The organism is Photobacterium sp. GB-72 (assembly GCF_003026095.1).
GTDB lineage: Bacteria > Pseudomonadota > Gammaproteobacteria > Enterobacterales > Vibrionaceae > Photobacterium.
The window spans coordinates 64,783-87,686 of the sequence record NZ_PYNV01000018.1 but is presented as its reverse complement, the minus strand read 5'-3'; the positions used below and the strand labels follow the sequence as shown (position 1 = coordinate 87,686).

Annotated in this window: 22 protein-coding genes; 14 read left to right on the top strand and 8 right to left on the bottom strand. The window is 43.1% G+C overall.

The window, feature by feature from the left end; translation table 11 throughout:
- Window positions 1-21: 21 nt before the first annotated feature.
- Window positions 22-1,809 (bottom strand): aminopeptidase P family protein, encoded by a 1,788-nt coding sequence (locus C9J40_RS17715; protein WP_107247557.1) that lies wholly within the window; start codon window positions 1,807-1,809, stop codon window positions 22-24.
- 290 nt (window positions 1,810-2,099) lie between these two features.
- Between C9J40_RS17715 and C9J40_RS17710 the strand changes: the two genes are divergently transcribed.
- The gene (locus C9J40_RS17710; protein ID WP_107207824.1) at window positions 2,100-3,302 is read left to right on the top strand and encodes a multidrug effflux MFS transporter; all 1,203 of its coding nucleotides are present in this window, start codon (window positions 2,100-2,102) and stop codon (window positions 3,300-3,302) included.
- A gap of 87 nt (window positions 3,303-3,389) precedes the next feature.
- Here the strand turns inward: C9J40_RS17710 and C9J40_RS17705 are convergent, their stop codons facing one another.
- Complete coding sequence (locus C9J40_RS17705) at window positions 3,390-4,283, bottom strand: DMT family transporter (protein ID WP_107207823.1); 894 nt, start codon at window positions 4,281-4,283, stop codon at window positions 3,390-3,392.
- A gap of 217 nt (window positions 4,284-4,500) precedes the next feature.
- Between C9J40_RS17705 and rmuC the strand changes: the two genes are divergently transcribed.
- From rmuC to hemB, 9 genes are all read left to right on the top strand, one after another.
- Complete coding sequence (gene rmuC / locus C9J40_RS17700; RefSeq protein WP_107207822.1) at window positions 4,501-6,036, top strand: DNA recombination protein RmuC; 1,536 nt, start codon at window positions 4,501-4,503, stop codon at window positions 6,034-6,036.
- 131 nt (window positions 6,037-6,167) lie between these two features.
- Window positions 6,168-6,923 (top strand): bifunctional demethylmenaquinone methyltransferase/2-methoxy-6-polyprenyl-1,4-benzoquinol methylase UbiE, encoded by a 756-nt coding sequence (gene ubiE, locus C9J40_RS17695; protein WP_107207821.1) that lies wholly within the window; start codon window positions 6,168-6,170, stop codon window positions 6,921-6,923.
- Between the two features lie 10 nt (window positions 6,924-6,933).
- Complete coding sequence (locus C9J40_RS17690; protein WP_107247556.1) at window positions 6,934-7,536, top strand: SCP2 domain-containing protein; 603 nt, start codon at window positions 6,934-6,936, stop codon at window positions 7,534-7,536.
- 7 nt (window positions 7,537-7,543) lie between these two features.
- Window positions 7,544-9,181, top strand: coding sequence for a ubiquinone biosynthesis regulatory protein kinase UbiB (gene ubiB, locus C9J40_RS17685; RefSeq protein WP_199187122.1), 1,638 nt, complete (start codon window positions 7,544-7,546; stop codon window positions 9,179-9,181).
- Between the two features lie 84 nt (window positions 9,182-9,265).
- Window positions 9,266-9,538 (top strand): Sec-independent protein translocase subunit TatA, encoded by a 273-nt coding sequence (tatA, locus tag C9J40_RS17680; RefSeq protein ID WP_045084591.1) that lies wholly within the window; start codon window positions 9,266-9,268, stop codon window positions 9,536-9,538.
- A 3-nt stretch (window positions 9,539-9,541) separates the two neighbouring features.
- Window positions 9,542-9,880 carry a Sec-independent protein translocase protein TatB gene (gene tatB, locus C9J40_RS17675; RefSeq protein ID WP_107207819.1) on the top strand — a complete coding sequence of 113 codons (339 nt, stop codon included), beginning with the start codon at window positions 9,542-9,544 and terminating at the stop codon, window positions 9,878-9,880.
- Window positions 9,881-9,891: 11 nt separating this feature from the next.
- The gene (gene tatC / locus C9J40_RS17670; protein WP_105061471.1) at window positions 9,892-10,653 is read left to right on the top strand and encodes a Sec-independent protein translocase subunit TatC; all 762 of its coding nucleotides are present in this window, start codon (window positions 9,892-9,894) and stop codon (window positions 10,651-10,653) included.
- Window positions 10,654-10,794: 141 nt separating this feature from the next.
- A complete protein-coding gene (gene tatD / locus C9J40_RS17665) occupies window positions 10,795-11,574 on the top strand; it encodes a 3'-5' ssDNA/RNA exonuclease TatD (RefSeq protein ID WP_199188119.1) in 780 nt (259 codons plus the stop codon).
- Window positions 11,575-11,633: 59 nt separating this feature from the next.
- Window positions 11,634-12,683, top strand: a complete 1,050-nt coding sequence (gene hemB / locus C9J40_RS17660; RefSeq protein ID WP_107247554.1) for a porphobilinogen synthase — start codon at window positions 11,634-11,636, stop codon at window positions 12,681-12,683.
- A 68-nt stretch (window positions 12,684-12,751) separates the two neighbouring features.
- On the opposite strand, the gene asnC is transcribed toward hemB, so the two are convergent.
- Entirely contained in the window at window positions 12,752-13,213 is a 462-nt protein-coding gene (gene asnC, locus C9J40_RS17655) for a transcriptional regulator AsnC (protein WP_005372443.1), read from the bottom strand.
- Window positions 13,214-13,378: 165 nt separating this feature from the next.
- On the opposite strand from asnC, the gene C9J40_RS17650 reads away from it, so the two are divergent.
- Both C9J40_RS17650 and C9J40_RS17645 read left to right on the top strand, forming a co-directional pair.
- On the top strand, window positions 13,379-14,152 hold the full coding sequence (locus C9J40_RS17650) for a class I SAM-dependent methyltransferase (protein ID WP_045084598.1): 774 nt from the start codon (window positions 13,379-13,381) through the stop codon (window positions 14,150-14,152).
- Window positions 14,153-14,273: 121 nt separating this feature from the next.
- Window positions 14,274-14,732, top strand: coding sequence for a hypothetical protein (locus tag C9J40_RS17645; protein ID WP_107247553.1), 459 nt, complete (start codon window positions 14,274-14,276; stop codon window positions 14,730-14,732).
- A 340-nt stretch (window positions 14,733-15,072) separates the two neighbouring features.
- Here C9J40_RS17645 and C9J40_RS17640 read toward each other — a convergent pair whose 3' ends face one another.
- The 4 genes from C9J40_RS17640 to hemC are packed head-to-tail and all read right to left on the bottom strand — an operon-like array spanning window position 15,073 to window position 19,305.
- On the bottom strand, window positions 15,073-16,263 hold the full coding sequence (locus C9J40_RS17640) for a heme biosynthesis protein HemY (RefSeq protein ID WP_107247552.1): 1,191 nt from the start codon (window positions 16,261-16,263) through the stop codon (window positions 15,073-15,075).
- Window positions 16,263-17,612 (bottom strand): uroporphyrinogen-III C-methyltransferase, encoded by a 1,350-nt coding sequence (hemX, locus tag C9J40_RS17635; RefSeq protein WP_107247551.1) that lies wholly within the window; start codon window positions 17,610-17,612, stop codon window positions 16,263-16,265. Before hemX ends, C9J40_RS17640 begins: the two co-directional genes overlap by 1 nt.
- A gap of 14 nt (window positions 17,613-17,626) precedes the next feature.
- Window positions 17,627-18,373 (bottom strand): uroporphyrinogen-III synthase, encoded by a 747-nt coding sequence (locus tag C9J40_RS17630; protein WP_107207813.1) that lies wholly within the window; start codon window positions 18,371-18,373, stop codon window positions 17,627-17,629.
- Window positions 18,373-19,305 (bottom strand): hydroxymethylbilane synthase, encoded by a 933-nt coding sequence (hemC, locus tag C9J40_RS17625; protein WP_107247550.1) that lies wholly within the window; start codon window positions 19,303-19,305, stop codon window positions 18,373-18,375. The genes C9J40_RS17630 and hemC overlap by 1 nt, the downstream gene beginning before the upstream one ends.
- 393 nt (window positions 19,306-19,698) lie before the next feature.
- Between hemC and C9J40_RS17620 the strand changes: the two genes are divergently transcribed.
- Window positions 19,699-22,254 carry a class I adenylate cyclase gene (locus tag C9J40_RS17620; RefSeq protein ID WP_107207811.1) on the top strand — a complete coding sequence of 852 codons (2,556 nt, stop codon included), beginning with the start codon at window positions 19,699-19,701 and terminating at the stop codon, window positions 22,252-22,254.
- Window positions 22,255-22,336: 82 nt separating this feature from the next.
- On the opposite strand, the gene cyaY is transcribed toward C9J40_RS17620, so the two are convergent.
- The gene (cyaY, locus tag C9J40_RS17615; protein WP_005372465.1) at window positions 22,337-22,648 is read right to left on the bottom strand and encodes an iron donor protein CyaY; all 312 of its coding nucleotides are present in this window, start codon (window positions 22,646-22,648) and stop codon (window positions 22,337-22,339) included.
- Between the two features lie 78 nt (window positions 22,649-22,726).
- Between cyaY and C9J40_RS17610 the strand changes: the two genes are divergently transcribed.
- Window positions 22,727-22,843 carry a lipoprotein gene (locus tag C9J40_RS17610; RefSeq protein WP_107207810.1) on the top strand — a complete coding sequence of 39 codons (117 nt, stop codon included), beginning with the start codon at window positions 22,727-22,729 and terminating at the stop codon, window positions 22,841-22,843.
- Window positions 22,844-22,904 lie beyond the last annotated feature (61 nt).

Genomic DNA, 22,904 nt, shown 5'->3' with positions numbered 1-22,904 from the left:
TTTCTTTTTCTTATCTAAGAGTTAGCGGCTTAGCGGTGATGTCGCTTGCGTTAGCCACTCAAGATCACTACCTGCCAGCGATGGGCTGATCACGTTAAACACGGTTTGGTGATAGTTGTTAAGCCATGCAAGCTCTACGTCTGTTAGTAGTGCTGGCTCGATTAAACGCTTATCAATTGGCGCACGAGTTAATGACTCAAAGCCCATGACGTTCATGTCGCCTTGAGTTTCAACATCGACGACCAGTTCAAGGTTTTCGATACGAATACCAAATGCGTCTGCACGGTAATAACCCGGCTCGTTAGATAACACCATACCTGGCAGTAGTGCGGTTGAGTTAGCCACTTTAGAGATACGTTGTGGACCTTCATGAACACTTAAGAAGTGGCCCACTCCGTGACCTGTACCATGATCATAATCAAAGCCATGTGCCCATAGATGCTGACGCGCGAGTGCGTCAAGTTGTGAGCCTGTTGTACCTTTCGGGAAACGTGCCGAAGCCAATGAAATATGACCTTTTAGTACCAGTGTGAAGGCTTGTTTTACTTCATCACCTGGATTACCGATAGCGATAGTACGGGTGATATCGGTCGTACCGTCAGGGTATTGACCGCCTGAATCGACTAAGTAAACCGTATCCATTTGCAGCTTGCCTGGCTGTGGTTGATCAATGTGGTTATAGTGACACATTGCTGCATTACCCGCAGAGGCGGAAATCGTATCGAAGCTCACGTCACGACAGGTTGGATCTTGCTGACGGAATTGCCAAAGTTGATCGGAAAGCACTGCTTCATCTAATAGATTGCCACTTGCAACTTGATTATCTACCCACGCAAGAAATTTAGAGATCGCGACACCATCACGAATATGACACGCTTTCATGCCATTTATTTCAGTCGTATTTTTAGCGGCTTTTGGTAGCAGTGTTGGATTAGCTGCTTCAATAAGCAGTGCGCCAGCATCAGTCAGTTGCTGAGCTGCCCATGCATTACTGTTCGCTGAATCAAACTGTACACGTTTACTTGAAAGTGCGGCTAAACCCGCGGCGAGTTGCTCTGGCTCGCGGATATTGACGCCGTTACCTACGTGCGTTGCAAAACCTTCTGGTAGGCGGTGATGATCGATGTAGAAATCAACAGATGCATCGCTGTGGATCACAGCAGCTGACAGCAGAACGGGTAGACAGTGAACGTCATCACCACGAACATTGAGTAGCCAAGCAATGCTATCAAGCTGACTTAAAAAGGCAGCATCAGCTTTTTGTTTTTTTAGTAGTGCGGCAATTTGTTCACGTTTTTCTTCACTTGATTGACCGACATACTCTAGACCCATTAACTCCGCATCCGACAGTTTTGGTGCTGGGCGATCAAGCCATAGTTCATCAATTGGGTTTTCGTTAACTGATACTAGCTCTAGTTCACCATCAAGGGTTGTCGTGGCATTTTTCAGCCATGCTGCACTGTGTAGGCGGTTATCAATAGCGACTTTGCTACCTGCTGCTAGATTTTCTAATACCCAGTGCACCGGTGGTTGCTCGATCAAATGACAATATTCAAACACATCACCCGGTACTTGCTTGCGCACTTGCACAACATAACGACCATCAACAAACATTGCAGCACGATCACGAGTGATCACGGCAGCACCTGCTGAGCCAGTAAATCCAGTTAGCCAATGAAGGCGCTCATTATGATCGGGAATGTACTCACCAAGATATTCATCTTCATGAGGGATCAGTAAGGCATCGAGCTGCTGTGTTTCAAGCCATTGACGGATTTGCTCAATACGTTGTGCGATAACTGTTTGCATGTCTGTTCCTTGTCAAGAAACCACCTTTAGAAGGCGGTTAGATCTAATTCACCCTGATCACTGTGGTATTAGCGATTTAGGTTTAATATTGTTACGTTAGCTTTTTTAGCGGCTCGCTTCAATTGTCTCTATGATAAATAACAGGGTATTCACCTTATGACTCTATTTATCTTAGTGATTAATACGTTGGCTGGTGGATTCCAATTTGGAAAAGCGGTATTGAAAATAAACCATTTTTATTCACTCTCATAACACCGTAGACTTGCGCGATCTTTTTCTAGGAACGCCACATGACAACCTCTACTTCTACCGATACTCGGCTTGTCGCCTTAATGGTGACCTTGGTGTTATTTAGCCCGTTGGCTATAGACATTTATCTTCCTGCATTGCCTGTTATGGCAAATGCTTTTCAAGTTGATCCTACCCGTGTTCAAGATACGGTGACATGGTTCATGTTTAGCCTTGGTCTCGGACAATTAATAGCTGGCCCATTAGCTGATCGTATTGGTCGTCGTCCGATTGCTCTTGGTGGTATTGTCATTTACGGCTTTAGTGCTGTGATGGCTTATGTTGCACATAGTTTAGATTTACTTTTGTTGGCACGCTTGCTACAAGGCTTTGGTGCTTGCGCAACCTCTGTTGCTGCTTTTGCTGCGGTTCGTGATAGTTTTGGCGCTGAAAAAAGCGGTCGTATGATCAGCTATTTAAATGGTGCGATTTGTTTTATTCCTGCGCTTGCTCCTCTTTTAGGCACTTGGCTTACTCATCATTTTGGCTGGCGTTCAAACTTTAGTTTCATGGCTGGATTTGCGTTAGTTGCAGGTCTTTTTGTGATGGTGTTATTTAAAGAAACACGCCCTGTCAGTACTAATGTGAAAGGCTCTACTATTAGTCTTAGTCGTTACTGGTCGGTATTACGCGAACCAACATTTTTATTTCACGCTACACTTTGCATGTTAGCGATGGCGGTGATTTTAGCCTATGTAACTTCAGCACCAGTGTGGTTGATGAACCACCTTGGTCAAGACATGAACCAGTTTACGATCTGGTTTGGTATTAATGCTGTGCTCAATATTACAGCCTGTATGGTTGCACCCAGGTTTATGGATCGCTTTGGTACTCGCCGAACGTTACGTACTGGTTTGATTATCTTAATGATGGCAGGCGCTCTGATGCTGCTATTAAGTCCATTACAGCAAGCATGGGCTTTTATGGTGCCAATCTTCATTTGTTCCTTTGGTTTTGCTTTTGTATTAGGCTCTGCAGCCGGAAAAGCATTAGCACCATTTGGCGATCGTGCTGGAACTGCAGCAGCATTATTGGGGCTATTCCAAATGAGTGGTGCTGGTGTCATGGTGAGCCTAACCCAACGATTAGATTTCTCATCCCCCGTGCTAATGACGTTACAAATGTGGTTACTGATCCCAGGATTATTGATTTTAGTGTCTAAAATCGGGCGTCGTTGGCACCCACAGTTAACGGTACAGAATTAATAAATATTATGAGTTTAAAGGTGAGGTGGTGACAGCCTTATCCGTACAGCCTGTCAAATCGACAGGCTTTTTTTTGGTTAAATTTAGCTATTCAACAATCGGGACTTTTTTATTTCGCCATTGTTGGATTACGAGTCCTGCAATAATTAATATTAAGCCGATCAATGTTGAGGGATGAATCGTTTCACCAATAATTGTGGCGAGCAATAATAAAGAGATAAAAGGTGAGATAAAAATCAGGTTACTGATCTTAGCGGTATTACGGGTTAACCGTAGCGCATTGAGCCATAAAACAAAGGTGATCCCCATTTCAAATAAACCAACATACGTGACTGCTGCCCAGCCTTGCCAAGGTACACTTTGCCAACCGCCAAGATACAGACTCAAGCCGATAGAAAATGGCAGCGAGACTAAAAAGCCCAGTAATAAACCGAGGATTGGATCGGCTTTATTTTTAGTATTTAAAATCCAATAGCCTGCCCATAACAGTGTCGAAAATAGCGCTAACGCAACGCCTAACGGACTGGTGAAATTCAAGGCTGAAATATTACCTTGAGTCGCAATTACCACCACACCGCCATATCCCAGCACGCAAGCTATCCAATCTTTACGCTGAATTTTTTGTCCTAAGAAAAGTGCAGCCATTAAAGTCAGAGTGATTGCCCAACTGTAGTTGATGGGTTGAGCCTGCGAAGCAGGTAATAATTCGTAGGCTTTAAATAACACTAAGTAATAAGCGAAAGGATTGATAAGTCCGAGTAATAAGTAGTAAAGCGGACGTTGAAGAAAAGTCGACTTAAGCTGGTGGAGTGTTTTTTTATAGCCAGCTATAACAATAAGGGCGAGAGCAGACACGCTACTAGCAATCACCATCATTTGAACGGGAGAAAAATAAGCTAAGGTAATTTTAAAAGCAGTGGCGACAGTAGACCAAAGTAACACAGCGGCAATGCCATACCCTAAAGCGAGGCGTTCGTTCATGACTATCCCTGTTAAAAAATGAAAAACGGTAACGCAGTGTAGGAGATGGTTATAAAGGTGAATAGCGAGTGATGATATAGCCTGTGATCGAGTGCAAACAAAAACGCTTATATCCATTATTTATTGTTTAAGTTGTTCTTCGTTAGCTGGACATTTATCCAGTATCCTCTTAGCCTTAAAAGCGAGAATAATTTGTCAGGAAGATAGAGAATTTACTATGGCAGAATGGTTAAGTGGTGGCGTTATTACCGCATTAGCAACATTGTTAGGTGCCACCGTTGCCAGTGTGATCACGGCATTCTGGTATAAAGGTCGATACGAACAAATGCTTCAGCTTGTTGAGCAACAAGCTGAATCAGATGCGCGTTTAGCATTAAGTCGTGAGCAGCAATTACAAAGTCAGCTAGCAGAAAGAAACCAAGAGCTGGAAGAGTTAGATGACGATCGTGACAGATTAACCCATGAAATTCGTCAAATGCACGGTCGCTTAGCTGCGGCATTAGAAAAAATGCGTCACTTTGACGCGCTGCAAAATGAAAAGCAGTATTTATCTGAGCAGCTTGATAATTCTCGCTTAGCCAGCGCGGGGCTTGAAGCCGATCTGCGTGAGCAAGATGCCCGCCATTTTGAAGAACAAAAAGCGGCAGATGAAAAAATTAAGCTATTAGAAAATGCTGAAGAACGCTTACGTATTCAATTTGAAAGTTTAGCTAATCGCTTATTTGAGCAGAAGACTCGAACGGTGGATGAACAGAATAAAATGAGTTTAGAAAACTTGTTGAGTCCACTCAAAGAGCAACTTGAAGGTTTCAAAAAGCAGGTTAATGACAATTTCACGCAAGAGTCTCGTGAGCGCCATACTTTAGTGCATCAAATCAATAGCCTTAAACAGCTCAATGAGCAGATGGCGAAAGAGGCAATTAACTTAACCCAAGCCCTTAAAGGGGATAACAAAGCCCAAGGTAACTGGGGCGAAGTTGTGCTGGCGCGAGTATTGTCTGACTCAGGGTTGCGTGAAGGGCATGAATATCAAACTCAAGTCAGTTTGGAAAACGAAGACGGTAAGCGTTATCAGCCCGATGTTGTGGTGCATTTACCCCAACAAAAAGATGTGGTGGTGGATGCCAAGATGTCATTGGTGGCGTATGAGCGCTTCTTTAATGCAGACACTATCGCTGAGCGTGAACTCGCCATGAGTGAACATGTTGCCTCGATGCGCGCCCATATGCGTGGGTTAAGCCGTAAGGATTACCATCAGCTTCATGGCATCCAAAGTCTGGATTATGTCTTGATGTTTATTCCAGTAGAGCCTGCGTTCCAAGCTGCGATTGAAGCCGATCCGGCATTAATCCGGGATGCGATGGATTTAAATATCATGTTGGTGAGTCCAACGACCTTGCTGGTGGCATTGCGTACTATTAATAACTTGTGGCGTAATGAGCGACAAAATCAAAATGCCAAAGAAATTGCTGATCGTGCAGGCAAGCTTTACGATAAATTACGCTTGTTTGTTACGGATATGGAAGCGATGGGACAATCGTTAGAAAAAGCGAATCAAAGTTATCAAGGGGCGATGAATAAACTGGCAACAGGTCGTGGCAACGTGATCCGCCAAGCAGAAAGTTTCAAACAACTAGGGGTTGAAGTGAAACGTGATATTAGTGCTCAGCTGGTGGAAAAGTCCCAATCTAACCTAACTGAATACCGAGGCTTTTCTCATATTACCGTGCCATCTGAAGGGGATTTATCATAATGGTAGGTAAAGCGCTTTGAGCAAAGAGCAACCATCAAGTACACTAAGCCCAGTTGAATAAATGCATTTAATACTGATGACGCTGCGTAAGTAGATGCCAAGCGTCATCAGTATCTATAAACGGATTGAACATGACGGACACCACACAAGATACGACTCACTTTGGCTTCCGTACCGTCGCCAAAGAAGAGAAAGCAACCATGGTTGCTGAGGTTTTTCACTCGGTTGCAGCAAAGTACGACATCATGAACGATTTGATGTCGATGGGTATTCACCGCGTTTGGAAGCGCTTCACGATTGACTGCAGTGGTGTACGCAAAGGTCAACGTGTACTGGATTTAGGCGGCGGCACCGGTGATTTAACGGCGAAATTTTCACGTATCGTGGGTGAAACAGGTCAGGTTATTTTGGCTGATATCAACAACTCGATGTTGAACGTTGGCCGCAGTAAACTGCGAGACAGTGGCATTGTCGGTAACGTGGGATATGTTCAAGCTAATGCTGAAGAGCTGCCGTTTCCTGACGATTACTTTGATTGCATCACCATCAGCTTTTGTTTACGTAACGTCACCGACAAAGACAAAGCGCTGCGTTCAATGTATCGCGTGTTAAAACCAGGCGGTCGTTTATTAGTATTAGAGTTCTCAAAGCCGTTACTAGAACCATTATCAAAAGTTTACGATGCGTACTCATTCCACCTATTACCAAAAATGGGTGAAATTATTGCCAATGATGCAGAAAGCTATCGTTACCTTGCTGAATCTATCCGCATGCATCCTGATCAAGAAACCTTGAAAGGGATGATGGATGAAGCTGGATTTGATCAAACCAGTTATTACAACTTAACGGGCGGTATTGTTGCCTTGCACCGTGGTTATAAGTTCTGAGGATGACTCTATGCCGTTAGATGCTTTTGTTACCGGTGCGGTTGAAACATCACTGAATCAATTACTCAAAGACGATGCTGATAGTCAGCGTCGTCTTACTCGTTTACGCGGTAAAGTCATTAGCGTTACGCTAAATGAATTTAACAAAACCTTGTACTTTGTTTTCAGTCATCAAATTGATGTGCTTGCTGGATTTGAAGGCGAGGTGGATTGCCAATTAGCTTTAAACCTTACGGTGTTACCCGAGCTACGACAACAAGCTAACTTAACGCAGCTAATTAAAGCCGATAAGTTAGCACTCGATGGCGATCTACAATTGGCTCAGCATTTTTCCACTTTGCTAAGTGGTTTGAAGCCCGATGTCGAAGAAAAATTATCGCAATATACGGGTGATGTAGTTGCTCATACTTTAGCCAGTAGTGTAAAGTCGGGGAGTCGATTTATTCGCCAAGGGGTAAAGAATCGCCAACGCGATTTAGCGGAAGTGATCACTGAAGAATGGCAACTATTACCACAGCCTTTAGAAATGGTGCATTTTTACGATCAAGTGGATGACTTGAAATCGGATGTTGCGCGTTTTGAGGCCCGTTTGAACCAGTTACTTGAGCGATAAATTGGCAATGATGAGCTACTCAGAAATAAAACGGTTGTACCGTATTATTCAAGTACAACTGCGCTATGGATTGGATGACTTTATTCCGGTTGATCCACGTACCGAACTTCCTAAAAAATTACGTAAATCGCTATTTTGGATCAAAAATGAATACCCCGATGTGCCATTGGGTGAGCGTTTACGTTTAGCATTGCAAGAACTCGGTCCGGTATGGATCAAGTTTGGTCAAATGATGTCAACGCGTCGCGATCTTTTTCCGCCGCACATTGCAGATCAGCTGGCATTATTACAAGACCAAGTTGAACCTTTTGATGGCAAATTAGCTAAACGTACTATTGAGGAATCATTAGGCGGGCCGTTAGAGCAGTGGTTTGACGATTTTGATGAAGTTGCATTAGCGTCAGCATCGATTGCTCAAGTGCATACTGCAACCTTAAAAGAAAACGGCAAAGAGATTGTTTTTAAAGTTATTCGTCCTGATATTAAGCCGATTATTGAAGCTGACATTAAGCTGATGTACAGGATGGCCGAGATAGTTTCTCGTCTCCAGCCAGAAGCGCGCCGCTTACGTCCTGTTGAAGTGGTTCGCGAATACGAAAAAACCTTGCTTGATGAGCTCGATTTAATGCGCGAAGCGGCGAATAGTATTCAACTTCGTCGTAACTTTGATGGTGATGAAACCTTATATGTACCAGAAGTTTATACTGATTATAGCAGTATTAATCTTCTTGTAATGGAACGTATCTATGGTATTCAAGTTTCTAATATTGAAGGCTTGAAAGCCAATGGTACGAATTTAAAACTATTATCGGAAAATGCAGTTAATATCTTTTTTACTCAGGTATTTCGTGACAGCTTTTTCCATGCCGATATGCACCCAGGAAATATTTTTGTCTCCTATGAGCATCCGGAAAATCCACAATGGATTGCGCTAGATTGCGGCATTGTAGGGACACTTAACCGAGAAGATAAACGATACTTAGCGGAAAACTTATTGGCTTTCTTTAATCGTGATTATCGTAAGGTTGCAGAATTACACGTTGATTCTGGCTGGGTTCCTCATGATACCAATGTGGATGAGTTTGAATTTGCTATTCGTACAGTGTGTGAACCTATTTTTGAAAAGCCACTGTGTGAAATATCATTCGGCCATGTGTTGTTAAATTTATTTAATACTGCTCGCCGTTTTAATATGGAAGTGCAACCGCAGCTGGTCTTGTTACAAAAGACCTTGTTGTATGTTGAAGGCTTAGGACGCCAGTTGTATCCACAACTTGATTTGTGGGCAACAGCCAAGCCGTTCTTGGAAAACTGGATGTCACATCAGGTAGGTCCGCAAGGCATTCTTGATGCAATAAAAAGTAAAGCACCTTTTTGGGCTGAAAAATTGCCTGAATTGCCTGAATTACTTTACGACAGTTTGCGCCAAGGCAAGGTAATGAATCAACGTATTGATAAACTCTATGATAACTTCATGGAAAATCGACGTACTCATAACCAGGCAAGGTTCTACTTTGGTATCGGTGCCACCTTTATGGTGTGTGCTGCAATACTTTTTGGTGATCAAGTAGCAACGTACCCTGCAGTTTCTGTTGGTGTAGGAACCCTATTTTGGTTGCTAGGATGGCGTACCTGCCGAAAATAATCGGTTGGGCTTTCGCCTATACTTATAGTTGCGTTAATAAACGCACTTTCGTTATTAACCACATAAAGCTGAGGTAAAACAAGCATGGGTGGTATCAGTATTTGGCAATTGTTAATCATTGCACTGATCATTGTTCTTTTGTTCGGAACAAAAAAACTTCGTACTCTAGGCGGCGACCTAGGTTCTGCAGTTAAAGGTTTCAAAAAAGCAATCAGCGATGATGAAGCAGCTGCAGCAGCACCTGCTGCGAAAAAAGAGTCAGACAACGATGCTGACTTTGAACAAAAGAAAATTGCTGACGAACAAAAGCCAGCGGATCAGACGACAACTAATCAAAAAGACAAAGAGCAGGTTTAAGACGTGTTTGATATCGGGTTCTGGGAGTTAGTACTGATCTCCGTGGTGGGATTAGTAGTACTGGGGCCAGAACGTCTACCCGTTGCGATTCGTACGGTATCGCAGTGGATAGGTGCTGCTCGTAATATGGCAAACTCGGTGAAAGATGAATTGTCTCAGGAACTGAAAATTCAGGAACTGCAAGCCAATTTAAAAAAAGCCGAACAAATGGGAATGAAGGACTTAGCGCCTGAATTGCAAGACTCTGTTGATGAGCTTAAAAAAGCGGCTTCAGATGTTCAGCGCCCCTATGCTGATAAAGACGAGCAAACCTCAGCAACGACTTCACAAAAGCAGGAATAAATTACATCACTATGTCAAAAGTCGAAGATACGCAGCCGCTATTTAGTCATTTACTTGAACTACGTACGCGACTTTTGCGTTCTATCATAAGTGTACTGGTGGTTTTTCTATGTTTAGTATGGTTTTCCAATGATATCTATGCCTTCTTAGCTGCACCATTAGTAGAGCGTATGCCTGCCGGTGCAACTATGATCGCAACAGACGTTGCTTCACCGTTCTTTACACCGATAAAACTGACCTTAGTAACCTCAGTGTTTATTGCTGTGCCAATGATTTTGTATCAAGTCTGGGGTTTTATTGCTCCAGGTTTATACAAACATGAACGCAAGCTGATTATGCCATTGTTGTTTTCCAGCTCATTGCTGTTTTACGCCGGTGTCGCATTTGCTTATTACGTTGTGTTTCCATTGGTCTTTAAGTTCTTCACCAGTGTCGCCCCTCAAGGGGTGGAGGTGGCAACAGATATTTCGAACTATCTCGATTTCGTCCTCGCGCTATTTATGGCGTTTGGCATCGCTTTTGAAATTCCTGTTGCTATTATTCTGTTGTGTTGGACTGGTGCGACTGATCCGGAATCTCTACGTAGTAAACGTCCTTATATTATCGTAGGTGCGTTTGTTGTTGGTATGCTGTTAACACCGCCTGATATTGTTTCTCAGACCTTGTTGGCTGTACCTATGTGTTTATTGTTTGAAGTTGGCTTATTCTTCTCACGTTTTTATGTACGTGATAATGATGAGCTGGATGATAGCGAGCACGAAGAGCAGCAGTAAATAGTACTTTGTACTATGTGATGATGAAAAAAACCGACCTAATCGTCGGTTTTTTTATATCTTGAATATGGGTTTGGCGCAGAATGGATCTGCTCGATATACTGAGTGACACATAGTGCTGTGTAGAGAATGGATAAACAGATGATAGATATTGGTGTTAACTTAACAAATAACCGTTTTGATAAAGATCGTGCGGACGTGATCACGCGCGCTCAAGAAGCGGGTGTGAAGCATTTAATAATTACGGGCACCAGTATTGAAGAGAGCATTGAAGCGCAAAAAATGGCGCAGCAATGGCCGAACTACTGTTACTCAACCGCTGGCGTTCATCCGCATGATGCAAAATCTGTCTCCGATCTTTTGTTACCAGAAATTCGTGCACTAGCAGCAGAGCTTGAAGTGGTCGCGATTGGTGAGTGTGGGCTCGACTTCAACCGCGACTTTTCTCCTCGTCCACAGCAAGAAGCAGTATTTGAAGCACAATTAGCCTTAGCGGCAGAGTTACAATTACCCGTTTTTATGCATTGCCGAGATGCGCATGAGCGTTTCATTGAAATCCTTACCCCTTGGCGAGATAAATTACCGGCGGCAGTGCTGCATTGTTTTACTGGCTCTGAGCAAGAGCTAAAAGCATGCTTAGCGCTAGATTTACACATTGGTATTACGGGGTGGGTATGTGATGAGCGTCGTGGTCAAGAGCTACGTCAAGTCGTGCGTCATATTCCCGCGAACCGCTTAATGATTGAAACCGATTGCCCATACTTATTGCCTCGTGACTATCGTCCGAAGCCAAAATCGAGTCGCAATGAACCCAAGTTTTTACCGCATATTGCCGCGGTGATTGCTGAGTGCCGTGGTGAAACACCTGAGCAAGTTATGACGCAGTCAGAGGCGAATAGTCAGGCTTTTTTTTCGATTTAAGCCACATTGGTCAGTCTGAGTGATATTATCTAATCCTATTTTTTAGCAAGGAGTTTGTCGTGTCAGTATCTATTCAAGGTGCGTTTCCTGGTCGTCGTATGCGTCGGATCCGTAAGCATGATTTTAGTCGTCGCCTCATGTCAGAAAATCAATTATCTGTGAATGATTTGATCTATCCGATGTTTGTTTTGATGGGTAAAAATCGTCGTGAAACGGTTGACTCAATGCCGGGTATTGAGCGCTTATCTATTGATTTGTTACTTGAAGAGGCGGCATATCTTGCGAAACTAGGTATTCCTGCGATTGCCTTATTCCCTGTTGTGTCTCAAGAGTTTAAATCAGAGTTAGCAGAAGAAGCTTATAATCCTGAAGGCTTAGTACAAACGGCGGTGCGTGCACTTAAATCGCATGTGCCAGAGCTTGGTGTTATTACCGATGTCGCATTAGATCCGTTCACCATTCATGGTCAAGACGGCATCATTGATGATGACGGCTATGTATTAAACGATATAACGACAGATATTTTAATCAAGCAGGCGTTATCTCATGCTGAAGCCGGTGCTGATATCGTTGCCCCGTCAGATATGATGGATGGTCGTATTGGTGTAATTCGTGAAGCATTAGAAAATGCAGGTTATATCAATACCCAAATCATGGCGTACTCTGCTAAATATGCATCGAATTACTATGGCCCATTCCGTGATGCTGTCGGTTCATCTGGCAACTTAAAAGGCGGCGATAAGAAAACTTACCAAATGGATCCTGCGAACAGTGATGAAGCTTTGCACGAAGTGGCAATGGACATCAATGAAGGCGCAGATATGGTAATGGTAAAACCGGGTATGCCATACCTTGATATAGTTCGCCGTGTGAAGAGTGAGTTGCAAGTACCAACGTATGCTTACCAAGTGTCTGGTGAGTATGCGATGCACATGGCTGCGATTCAAAATGGTTGGCTAAAAGAGCGTGAAACCATTATGGAATCACTATTGTGTTTTAAACGTGCAGGTGCTGATGGGGTATTAACTTACTTTGCGAAAACCGTCGCTGAATGGTTAGCTCAAGATGCTGCTGAGCGCGCTGAATGTTTACAGCAAAAGCCTGAGTAAGTCGTAATATTGACTAAAAAGTAAAAGCGAGCGCCATGCTCGCTTTTTTAATATCAGTAAAACACCTATCAGGGTTTTACATTGCGGTTGATCGGATTTTGTAATGAGATAAGCGTTTCAGTGGATTGCACTTCATCAATGGCTTGGAGCTTATCAATCAGCACGTATTGTAGCTCTTCAATGGAATGGCACATCAATTTGACAAAAATGTTGTATGCCCCTGTGGTGTAATAAGCTTCAACCACTTCATCAAGCTCATTTAGTTTTGCTAATGCAGAATGATAATCACGGGCGGCATTCAAATTAATACCAATAAAACAGCAAACGTCATAGCCCAATAACTTAGGGTTAATGATCACTTCCGTGCCAGTAATAATTTCAGCAGCCCGCATTTTTTCTACTCTTACGTGCACGGTAGCAGGGCTGACATTAAATCGCTTCGCCATTTCAGCGTAAGGAATACGAGCATCATTCATTAAGGCATTAAGGATATCGCGATCTAAGTCGTCGATACGAATGGATGGTGTCATAGGTGATCCTTTTACTATGCGAGAGATTCATTTTTATCGCTGTATCTTATACTTATCTGATGGTGTGATACCAGAGCAAAGGATGATTTGTAGTGCTATAATCCGCGCCCTATGATCGGATGTGAAATGTCACACCCAGATGTTGTTTTTATATCGGAGATTGCTGTGCAGCTTGCCTTAGTTTGTGAAGTTCCTGAACGTCAGCCTGAATTAGATCAATTAGCCGCTCGTTGGGGCTTAAGCCATGATGAAAATAGCAGCTTTGCTTTAGTCCTTACCGCTGAGCAATTAGAGCTTCGTAAGCTTGATGAACCTAAGCTCGGTGCAGTTTCTGTCGATTTAGTTAGCGGTGCTGTCGCTCATCGCCGTAAATTTGGTGGTGGTCGAGGCCAAGCAATAGCAAAAGCAGTTGGACTCAAAGGCGGTATTAGCCCTACCGTGTTAGATGCGACAGCTGGTCTTGGTCGAGATGCTTTTGTCTTGGCAACACTCGGTTGTAAAGTTCAGTTGGTTGAGCGTCATCCTGTGGTCGCTGCATTATTAGATGATGGCTTAGCACGAGCAAAAGCCGATCCTGAAATTGGCGGTTGGGTAAGTGAGCGTATGCAATTGCTCCATGCTTCGAGTCATGATGCTTTGGTCAATTTAGCCGATGATCCTGATTTTGTCGCACCGGATGTGGTGTACCTTGATCCTATGTATCCACATAAGAAAAAGTCCGCTTTAGTTAAAAAAGAAATGCGCGTTTTTCAAACCTTAGTGGGTGCAGATTTAGATGCCGATGGTTTATTTGAGCCTGCATATGCGCTGGCAACAAAACGGGTCGTGGTTAAGCGTCCCGATTATGCTGAATTTCTTGCTCAAGCGAAGCCGTCAATGGCGATTGAAACTAAAAAGAACCGATTTGATATTTATGTAAAAGCGGCAATGAAAGCCTAAGTGGTTGTTGCAAATAAATAGTTACAAATAGGGACAATAAAATCTTATTGCTTTTCTGGAATTACGAATCATTATCGTTTAATGTTGATAAAAAGGTTCGTTGTTGGCTAGAGGAGCATTCATGGCTAAGACCTTGTGTAAATATCGCCGAGCAGAAATTGTCGATCAGTTTGCGACAATTAGTAAGATTGTCAGCGAACCAAATTTCATGTGTTCAAGTTGTACGAGAGTCGCAAGTGACAAAGAGTATTTGTGTAAGCCAAGCCGATTAACCAATGCGGTTAAGGCTGCTCCTCGTGTTGCGAAATTATCGATTCCGTCAGCCCCTCTGACTATGATGGCAATGAAAACACCGAATGTGCATAATTTGCCAGCTCCTACAGCTGTGGGGCAAAGCCATATCGAAATGGTTGCGGTGGTCGAAGAAGAAGCGTTAGCGCCTGATAGCTTAAAGTTAAAGCAAGCTAAGAAATTGAAGAAACTAGCGAAAAAGAAAAATAAACAATTAAAGAAAGCGGCGAAAACAGTTAAGAAATTTGAAAAGCAATTGAAGAAAGCAAAACTTGCGCTTGGATTGTGATGAATACGATAAAATAAAAAAGCCTCCGAATTGGAGGCTTTTTTTGATTTCGTATTAGTCAGCGTTTTTAATTAGTACTGCGGTCATTACGCATACAATTACTGAAACTACGATACCAGAAACAATTAACCAAGGAAGCATATCCATAGCTTAGTTATCCAAATGTTAAGGAAATCGAAAGGCTATTGAATCGTGTTTATGCGATCGGAGCAATGGTTTGGATATATCTTGAGATGACTGTTTACACCTTGAAACATTTTATTGTTAAAAGTGTTATTTGTCTTTTATTTGACGAAAAAAAAGCGCCCACAGAGGGGCGCTTTTTCGGTTATTTATTTGATTAAGCTTGCTTACTTGGCTGTGCTAATTCGAGTGCTTGACGAGAGGCTGCCGCAGCACCTTGCTTGTCGTCTAACTGCTCTAGCGTTGCGACTAAGTGAGCGTAGTCTGTCATATCAGGACGAACCGCAACAGCTCTTTCAAAATGCTCTTTTGCTTCTTGCCAGTTACCTTCCGCCATTAACATTTGCCCCAATGCACTGTGCGTGACGGCATTATTGCCGTCTTGGCGCAATAGCTCTTGTAGCTTTACAATGGCAGGATGACGATCGGGTAGATTTAGCTGAGGTACAAGGCTGATCAAGCGCTCATCTTGGCTCTTTTTAAGTGCATCACGTAAAATTGGGTAAGCATCGCTATCGGCATGACGTGCCATCATTTGTTTGATGAAGCATGCCACAAGCGCTGGATTCTGCTTATCTTTACGTCCCATGTTATTCCAGTATCCCACTAAGCCATCAGTACCATTTTGCTGACCAAGGTGCTGCATTTGGCCGCATTGTGCTTGCTCATCAAGGACAGCTGCTTCTTCTTGACTGATCACGCCAGCTTTCATTAGCTGTGGCAGTAAAGTTAGCAGTGATTTCCAATCTTCCAGCTTTAAGTAGCACTCTTGAAGTAGACCTAACACGATAGGATTGCGTGCATGATCTTGTTGTACTTCTTGTAATGTTGCCAGTGCTTGCTCAAATTGCTGTTGGCGGATTTGAAGCTTGGCACGGGTGAGTGCAACCGCAAGGTTTTGGCTATCAAGCTCAGCAGCTTGTTTCAAGTACTCATCACGTTGCTCGGTTTTACCTAGTCCTTGTGCGGCCTCAGCAGCAGCAAGGTAGTTAAGAAGTGGCGCATCGCTGAATTTAGCCGATTTAGTTAATAGCTTTTCAGCGGGTTTCCAATCACCTTCTGTTACTTTTAATAGGCCTTCTGACGTTTGGATACGTGCTTTGCGAACTTTACGCCCACTAAACCAACCACGGGTTGAGCTACTGATTGAAAAGACGCGTTTTAGAATAAATTCAAGTAATAAGAAAACGGCAAACAATGCAACGATTAATACTACGAGTGTCGTTAGGCTCATCTCAATGGTTTGATTTGCCGTTGAGATCAACACATAACCTTGATTACCAGCGAGCTCGGGGCCAACAATAATACCGGCGATCAGTGCCAGTACCAATAACAATAATTTAATCATTATTTGGCCTCCACTGTGGTTACCGTATTGTAAGTGACTGTCGCGTTATTCTTGCCTTTAATCGATGTTTCAGCGGGTTGCGTTACTGTTGTTTCACGTTTCGCTTGGGCTGGCTTTTTTTCTACTGCTGGCGCTTCTGTTTCCGGTGTCGGTTTTACTGCTGGTTTAGTCTGCTTTACAGGTTGTGCCTGCGTATCATCTAATGTCGCCATTTTATTACGTAGCACTTGATTGACGAGCTTAGTAATTAATGCCTGAGATTGCAGCTTCTCTGGGTAGTTCACTGTGATTTGCTGTTGGGCTAATTGATCAAGGCTCTTAATAAAGCTTTGCGTTAGCGGTGAAGACATATCGTAATATTGTTCAGCCCACTTCTTCGCGGTATCAAGAGAGATCTTATAAACATCACCTTGCTCACGGTAAACCGCATCAATTGCGACTTCTAACTTGTTTTTGATATTTTGCTGTAAGTAGAAATCTTGTTGTGGTGAAAGCAGGGGAACAACATTGCCATCACGCTTACGATAAGTAATGAAGTGTTCGCCAAAGTTTTTCAACGATGTCAGCAAATTATCTTTCCAATCATTCACCGATTGACTCACGGTTTGTGATTGGGGTTCATCTACTGCTTTTGGCAAAATAGCATTAGCTAAAGGTAAGTTATCAACACTGTTTTCAAGACTTGTTAAGCGTAGCACTATGCCATCACGGTCAACGTGAGTCAGTGATTTTAATGTTGTAATGTCATTGCTCATTGCTTGGCGTAGGTTCTTCAAGCTTGGGTCATTCATTTCTGCGATACGATGATCAGCAGACTCAAGCAATAACGTTGCACTGGTGACATCATGCTCTAACCAGAGTTTACGTCCTGCCATTTTCACAAGGTAATCCGCTTCGGCTAGGAGCCAATCGTTCGGACTATTGCCTTTTAGCTCTGTGACTGTGGTCTGCAGAGCTGCAATCGATTTTTGCTGTTGGCTTAGGCTAACTTCAGCACTGCGTAATCCGCCATTAATAAGAGTAATGGTTTCTTTTTGATCGTTTTGCATCGCGGCTTTCATACTAGCAATTTGTTGTTGTAGCGCCTCAATACGCTGTTGCTGCTGCAATCCCTGCTGATGACCGTGATAGTAAAGCCCACCACCGAGTGCGATAACTAATGCAATCGCAATCAACCCGGTTTTGCTACCTGATTTTTTTTCAGATTTCTCTGTTTTTGCTGGTGCTTTAGGTTGTTCTTTGGTTGCTTTTTTTGGCGCTTCTTTAGCCGGAGTAGGCGTTGTTGCCGTGGTTGGCTTGTCCTGCTTTGGCTGTTCTGCTGCGGTGTTGTTGTTAGATTTGTCTGTCATCCTAATTATTCCGTTTAGCTAAAGTTGCTTAGGAACGTGAAGAGTGCATGATTGGAGGCACTGCCCACGGTGGAAATATTCATAAAGCCAAGCGTTGTTGCTTGCTCGGCCACACGTTGACTTGGGACGAGAAGGTGGCAATTGAGAAACCAAGTCAAATGTTGAGTTGGGATCCTTGTTGTTAAAAATACTAGTTGTTCAGCACTGGTAATAACAAGGGTATCCAGCTGTTGATGTTGCCATTGTGCCACTAATTTCTCGCCATCGAGATCAAGCCAACATCGCTGATACGTTTCGCAATAGTTGACTACTGCATGGCGTGCCGTTAATGCTTGGTGGATCAACTCTCTGCCACCATTCCCTCGCAATATAAGGATGTTACGATCCGTAACGTGTGCGAGTTCGGGTAAGGCTAATAATCCTTCGCTATCACAGCGGTGTTCAGGAGATAATACTCGCTGTCCGCTCAATTTTGTCAATGTTGCGGCAGTTTTATGACCAACAGCTATATAATGCACGTTTTTTGGCCATGCTGCACCTTGCGATACTAAGTAATCGTGCGCAAATGTTACCGCATGATGGCTTACAGCAATAATATAATCATTGGCTTTTAATGCATTGATTTGTAGCAATAACGAAGAAAGTCCATCACCGGCTTTTAAGGTTAATAGCGGTTGGGCTATTGCGCTGATCGCCGCAGCATTGAGTTGCTCTGCCAATTGATAACAATCGGGGGCAGGGCGGGTGATCAGCACTGTCATTACGCGTTACCGTATAAACGGTCTAAAATATCGCGAGCACCATCGTTAAGCAGTTGCTCTGCGAGAGTTTCTCCCAATTGCTCTGCTTGCTCGATTGGTCCACGAATTTCAGCGCGTACAATCTTACTGCCATCAGGTTCACCGACTAATGCGCGTAGCCAGATTTGGTCGCCTTCAAGCTCTGCGTAACTACCAATTGGCACCTGACAGCCGCCTTGTAGGTAGTTATTCATTGCACGCTCACACAATACGCGTGTTGTGGTGGCTTGATCACTTAAGGCAGCTAACAATTGACGAACACGTGTGTCATCGAGACGACACTCAATCCCCACTGCGCCTTGGCCAACAGCAGGTAAACTCACTTCTGGTGTAATTTCGCTGCGAATACGGTCTTCCATTTTTAGACGTTTAAGGCCAGCACAGGCAAGAATAATCGCATCGTATTGACCTTCATCCATCTTACGTAAGCGAGTATTAACATTACCACGTAGATCGTTGACGATAAGATCAGGGCGTTGGGCGCGTAATTGACACTGACGACGTAAGCTAGAAGTACCAACAATAGCACCTTGAGGTAGCTCATCAATATTGTTGTATTTATTTGAGACAAACGCATCACGAGGATCTTCACGCTCACAGATGGTTACAAGGCCTAGGCCTTCAGGAAACTCAACGGGTACATCCTTCATTGAGTGAACCGCGATATCTGCACGGCCTTCAAGCATAGCGACTTCAAGCTCTTTTACGAATAGCCCCTTACCACCCACTTTAGCCAGTGGAGTATCTAAAATGATATCGCCTTTTGTGATCATCGGAACAAGCTCGACAATAATGCCTGGATGGGCTTGTTCTAGCTCTGCTTTAACGAATTCAGCTTGCCACATAGCGAGTGGGCTTTTACGTGTAGCAATACGGATTGGTTGATTACTCATAAGTATTGGGGATCCATAATGAAGATTCTATTTTCTATTAAGCACATCGTACCATTAGCATCGTCTGGATGATAATTTGCTTAATCATTTGAGTATATGCATACGATCATGTTGCTAATAGTTTAAAAAAATGTGATATTAATCACATCGACCTTAAATGATAGAATGATGATTCGCTGGCAACTGGCGGTTATTCATCATTGTACTAATTTGAGGTAATAGTTTAAGGATGAATCACACAGAATTGTCGCATTACCTGACTTGGCATTATCTTTACCAAGGGTATTAAAAGTGTTACATTGATCACGTTTTTGCTCATATTTAACACAGCTCAAATGATCCTAAGGGTGATATTTGGGGTGCTTCAACTCTGTTAGCTCTTGGAAGAGTAATTTGCAAAATTATATTAAGACGCTGAAAGGCAGGCTAGATTCATTGACTGAGCTTCGTATTGAACGAGCACGGTTAGCGATGAATGCTCAATCAGTACAAGTATTTGACTTGTTGCCTGTCTTACTTCATTACAATCACCCTGCTTTACCGGGTTATCTTGACCAACCGGTAGCTCAAGGGATCGCGAAATTTGTTGTGACTGATGTCCAGCAACAATTCGTTGATGATTGCGCCCATTCTGCCGAACTCTCGGTCGATCCCCTATTGCTTGAGATAAATGACTGCCCAATCACTGGCTTGTATGCCATGGGAAGTACCTCATCAATGGGACAAAGCCTAACCAGTGATCTTGATATTTGGGTTTGTATCCGAACTTCATTGACACCAGCAGAACGTAGTGCACTTGACAGCAAGTGTAGCCTTGTGTCGCAGTGGGCAATGGAGCAAGGGGTTGAAGCGAATTTCTTTCTTATTGATGAGAATCGATTCCGTCATAACTTCTCTGAAGCGATGACCGGTGAAAACTGTGGTTCTAGCCAGCATTTATTATTATTAGATGAATTCTATCGCTCTGCCGTTTGTTTGGCAGGGTTGCCATTATTGTGGTTTATGGTGCCGCCAGAAATGGAAGAGTGCTATGACCAATATATGGCGTACTTAATTGATGAAGATTACATTAATCTTGATGAGTGGATTGATTTTGGTGGTCTAACGCGTATTCCTGCCGAAGAGTATTTTGGTTCAAGTTTATGGCAGTTATATAAAAGTATCGACTCACCGTATAAGTCAGTGCTCAAAGCCATTTTGCTTGAAGCTTACTCATGGGAATACCCGCATACCCAACTTTTAAGCCTTGATGGTAAGCGTCGCTTCTTTGCTGAAGACCGCAGTGAATACTGTATGGATGCGTACTATTTAATGTTGGAAAAAGTCACGCGCTATCTTGAGCGAATTGATGATCATCGTCGTCTTGATTTAGTGCGTCGTTGCTTCTATTTAAAAACCCATGAAAAGTTATCTCGTGAACCAAGTGCCGGCTCTGTGCCTTGGCGTCGTCGTGTTCTCAAGCACTTAACTGAGCAGTGGCAATGGACAGACTCGGTGATTAATGAACTTGATCATCGTCGTGATTGGAAAGTGACACAAGTTAAAGAGGCACATAACGAATTATTAGATGCGTTAATGCTAAGTTATCGTAACTTAATCCGTTTTGCGCGTCGTAATAATATTACCTCTGCGATCAGTCCTGAAGATATCAGTATTTTGGCGCGTAAGTTATATGCGGCATTTGAGGTACTTCCAGGTAAAGTCACTTTACTTAATCCACAGATCTCACCGGATTTACATGAAGAAGATATCACCTTTATTCAGGTGCCTGAGGGGCGTACGAATGCTGCTGGTTGGTATCTTTATAAACAGCCCATCGATCCCTTGTTAATTATGGGACAACCGGCTCTTGAGCATAACCGTTACTTATCTAAGTTAGTCGCTTGGAGCTATTTTAATGGTTTATTAACGGAATCAACGCACCTTCATACCGTGGTACGTGATGCAGATTTTGATTTAGATAAGCTCTATCAGTTGGTGAGTGATATTCGAAATACCTTCCCAATTCGCCGTCCGAATCCAAGTTTACAAGCGTTATCGAGCCCGTGTGAGATTCGTCAGTTAGGGTTATTCATTAATTTAGAAAATGACCCAACCAATGAGCTGAAAAACCGCTCGGTACGGTTTGATTTTAAAACTACCGATATTTTCAGTTATGGCCCAGAACAGAAATGTTTAGTTGGCAGCGTCGATCTGATTTATCGCAACTCGTGGAATGAAGTGCGCACGCTTAACTTTAGCGGCGATAATGCCATGTTAGATGCACTGAAAACCATGCTTGGGAAGATGCACCATGATGCGATCCCACCTGAAGCGGTTGATGTATTCTGTTATAGCAAGCACATGCGTGGTTTGATCCGTAATTTAGTATATCAGTTAGTGGCTGAATGTATTGAAATGCGCTTAAAACCGGTTGAAGAAGAAAAGCGTCGTCGATTTAAAGCGATCCGCATTGCAGAAGAAACCTTTGGCTTATTCTTTGAGCGTCGTGGTGTTTCTGTTCAACGGTTAGAAAACCCAGTTGATTTCTACAGTTGCATTTCATCGAATAAAGTCAGTGAAGTGCCTCATGTTGTGATGGGTAAAATGGACGAACCTCATCCTCCACAAATAGTGGATGCTTATGCGAGTGAAGGTTTGATCCAGTTCTTCTTTGAAGATTGTGAGCAGGGCTACAACATCTATATCTTAGATGAAACCAACCAGATGGAAGTGTACCGTCAATGTAGTGGTAATAAAGATGAGATGGTACATGGGGTTAATCGTTTTTACACTTCGGCGCAAGACCGTTTTAGTGCGACTAACTTCATTAACTTTAATTTACCCCAGTTCTACGATATCGTGCATTGCGACAACGGTAAATTACAAGTATTGCCATTTAAGAGTGGTCAAATGCCGCGTCCAAAGCCCGATGTCGATCCCAATTCAACTGGGATGCTTAACAGTTAATACCGTGTATTGACATGACAATAAAAAGCCTTCAGATGTGAAGGCTTTTTTTATCGGTAGTTCATGACAATAAATATCTTATTTACCATTCAACCGCTTCACCAGCATGAAGGCTGCATTCTTTTTTAAGCAGTGAAAATAGCTCTTCATCACTGCGGGTACAACGCCATTCCGTGCCATTATATTTGAAATGATAACCGCCTGATTTTGAAGCTAACCAGAGTTCATGTAATGGCTCTTGGCGGTTAATTACGATCTGGCTGCGGTTAGCAAACTCGAGTGTTAATACATTACCCGTTGTCTCTGGCTCAATGTCGGCACCGGATTCATCGATACCTTCTTCGATTTGCATTAGTGCTAAATCAGCTAATTGGTGAAATTCAGTGTCATTCATCTTATTGTGTCCTATTGCTTTTCCTGTTCTTGGTGCGATTATAGAGGGCATTGGTTTGATAATCACTGGCTTTGAATTATGCGTAAAGGTTTATTAGCAATTTTTGTGTTAGCGACCCTAACATTAGCGGGATGTGGACAGAGTGGTGCTCTCTACATGCCAAAAGATGCACCACAGCAAGAGCAAGCAAAGTAAAAAATAAATAAACACTGAGTTAAACAGTGTCGCCATTGAAAGCAGCTACTTAACAGGGAAG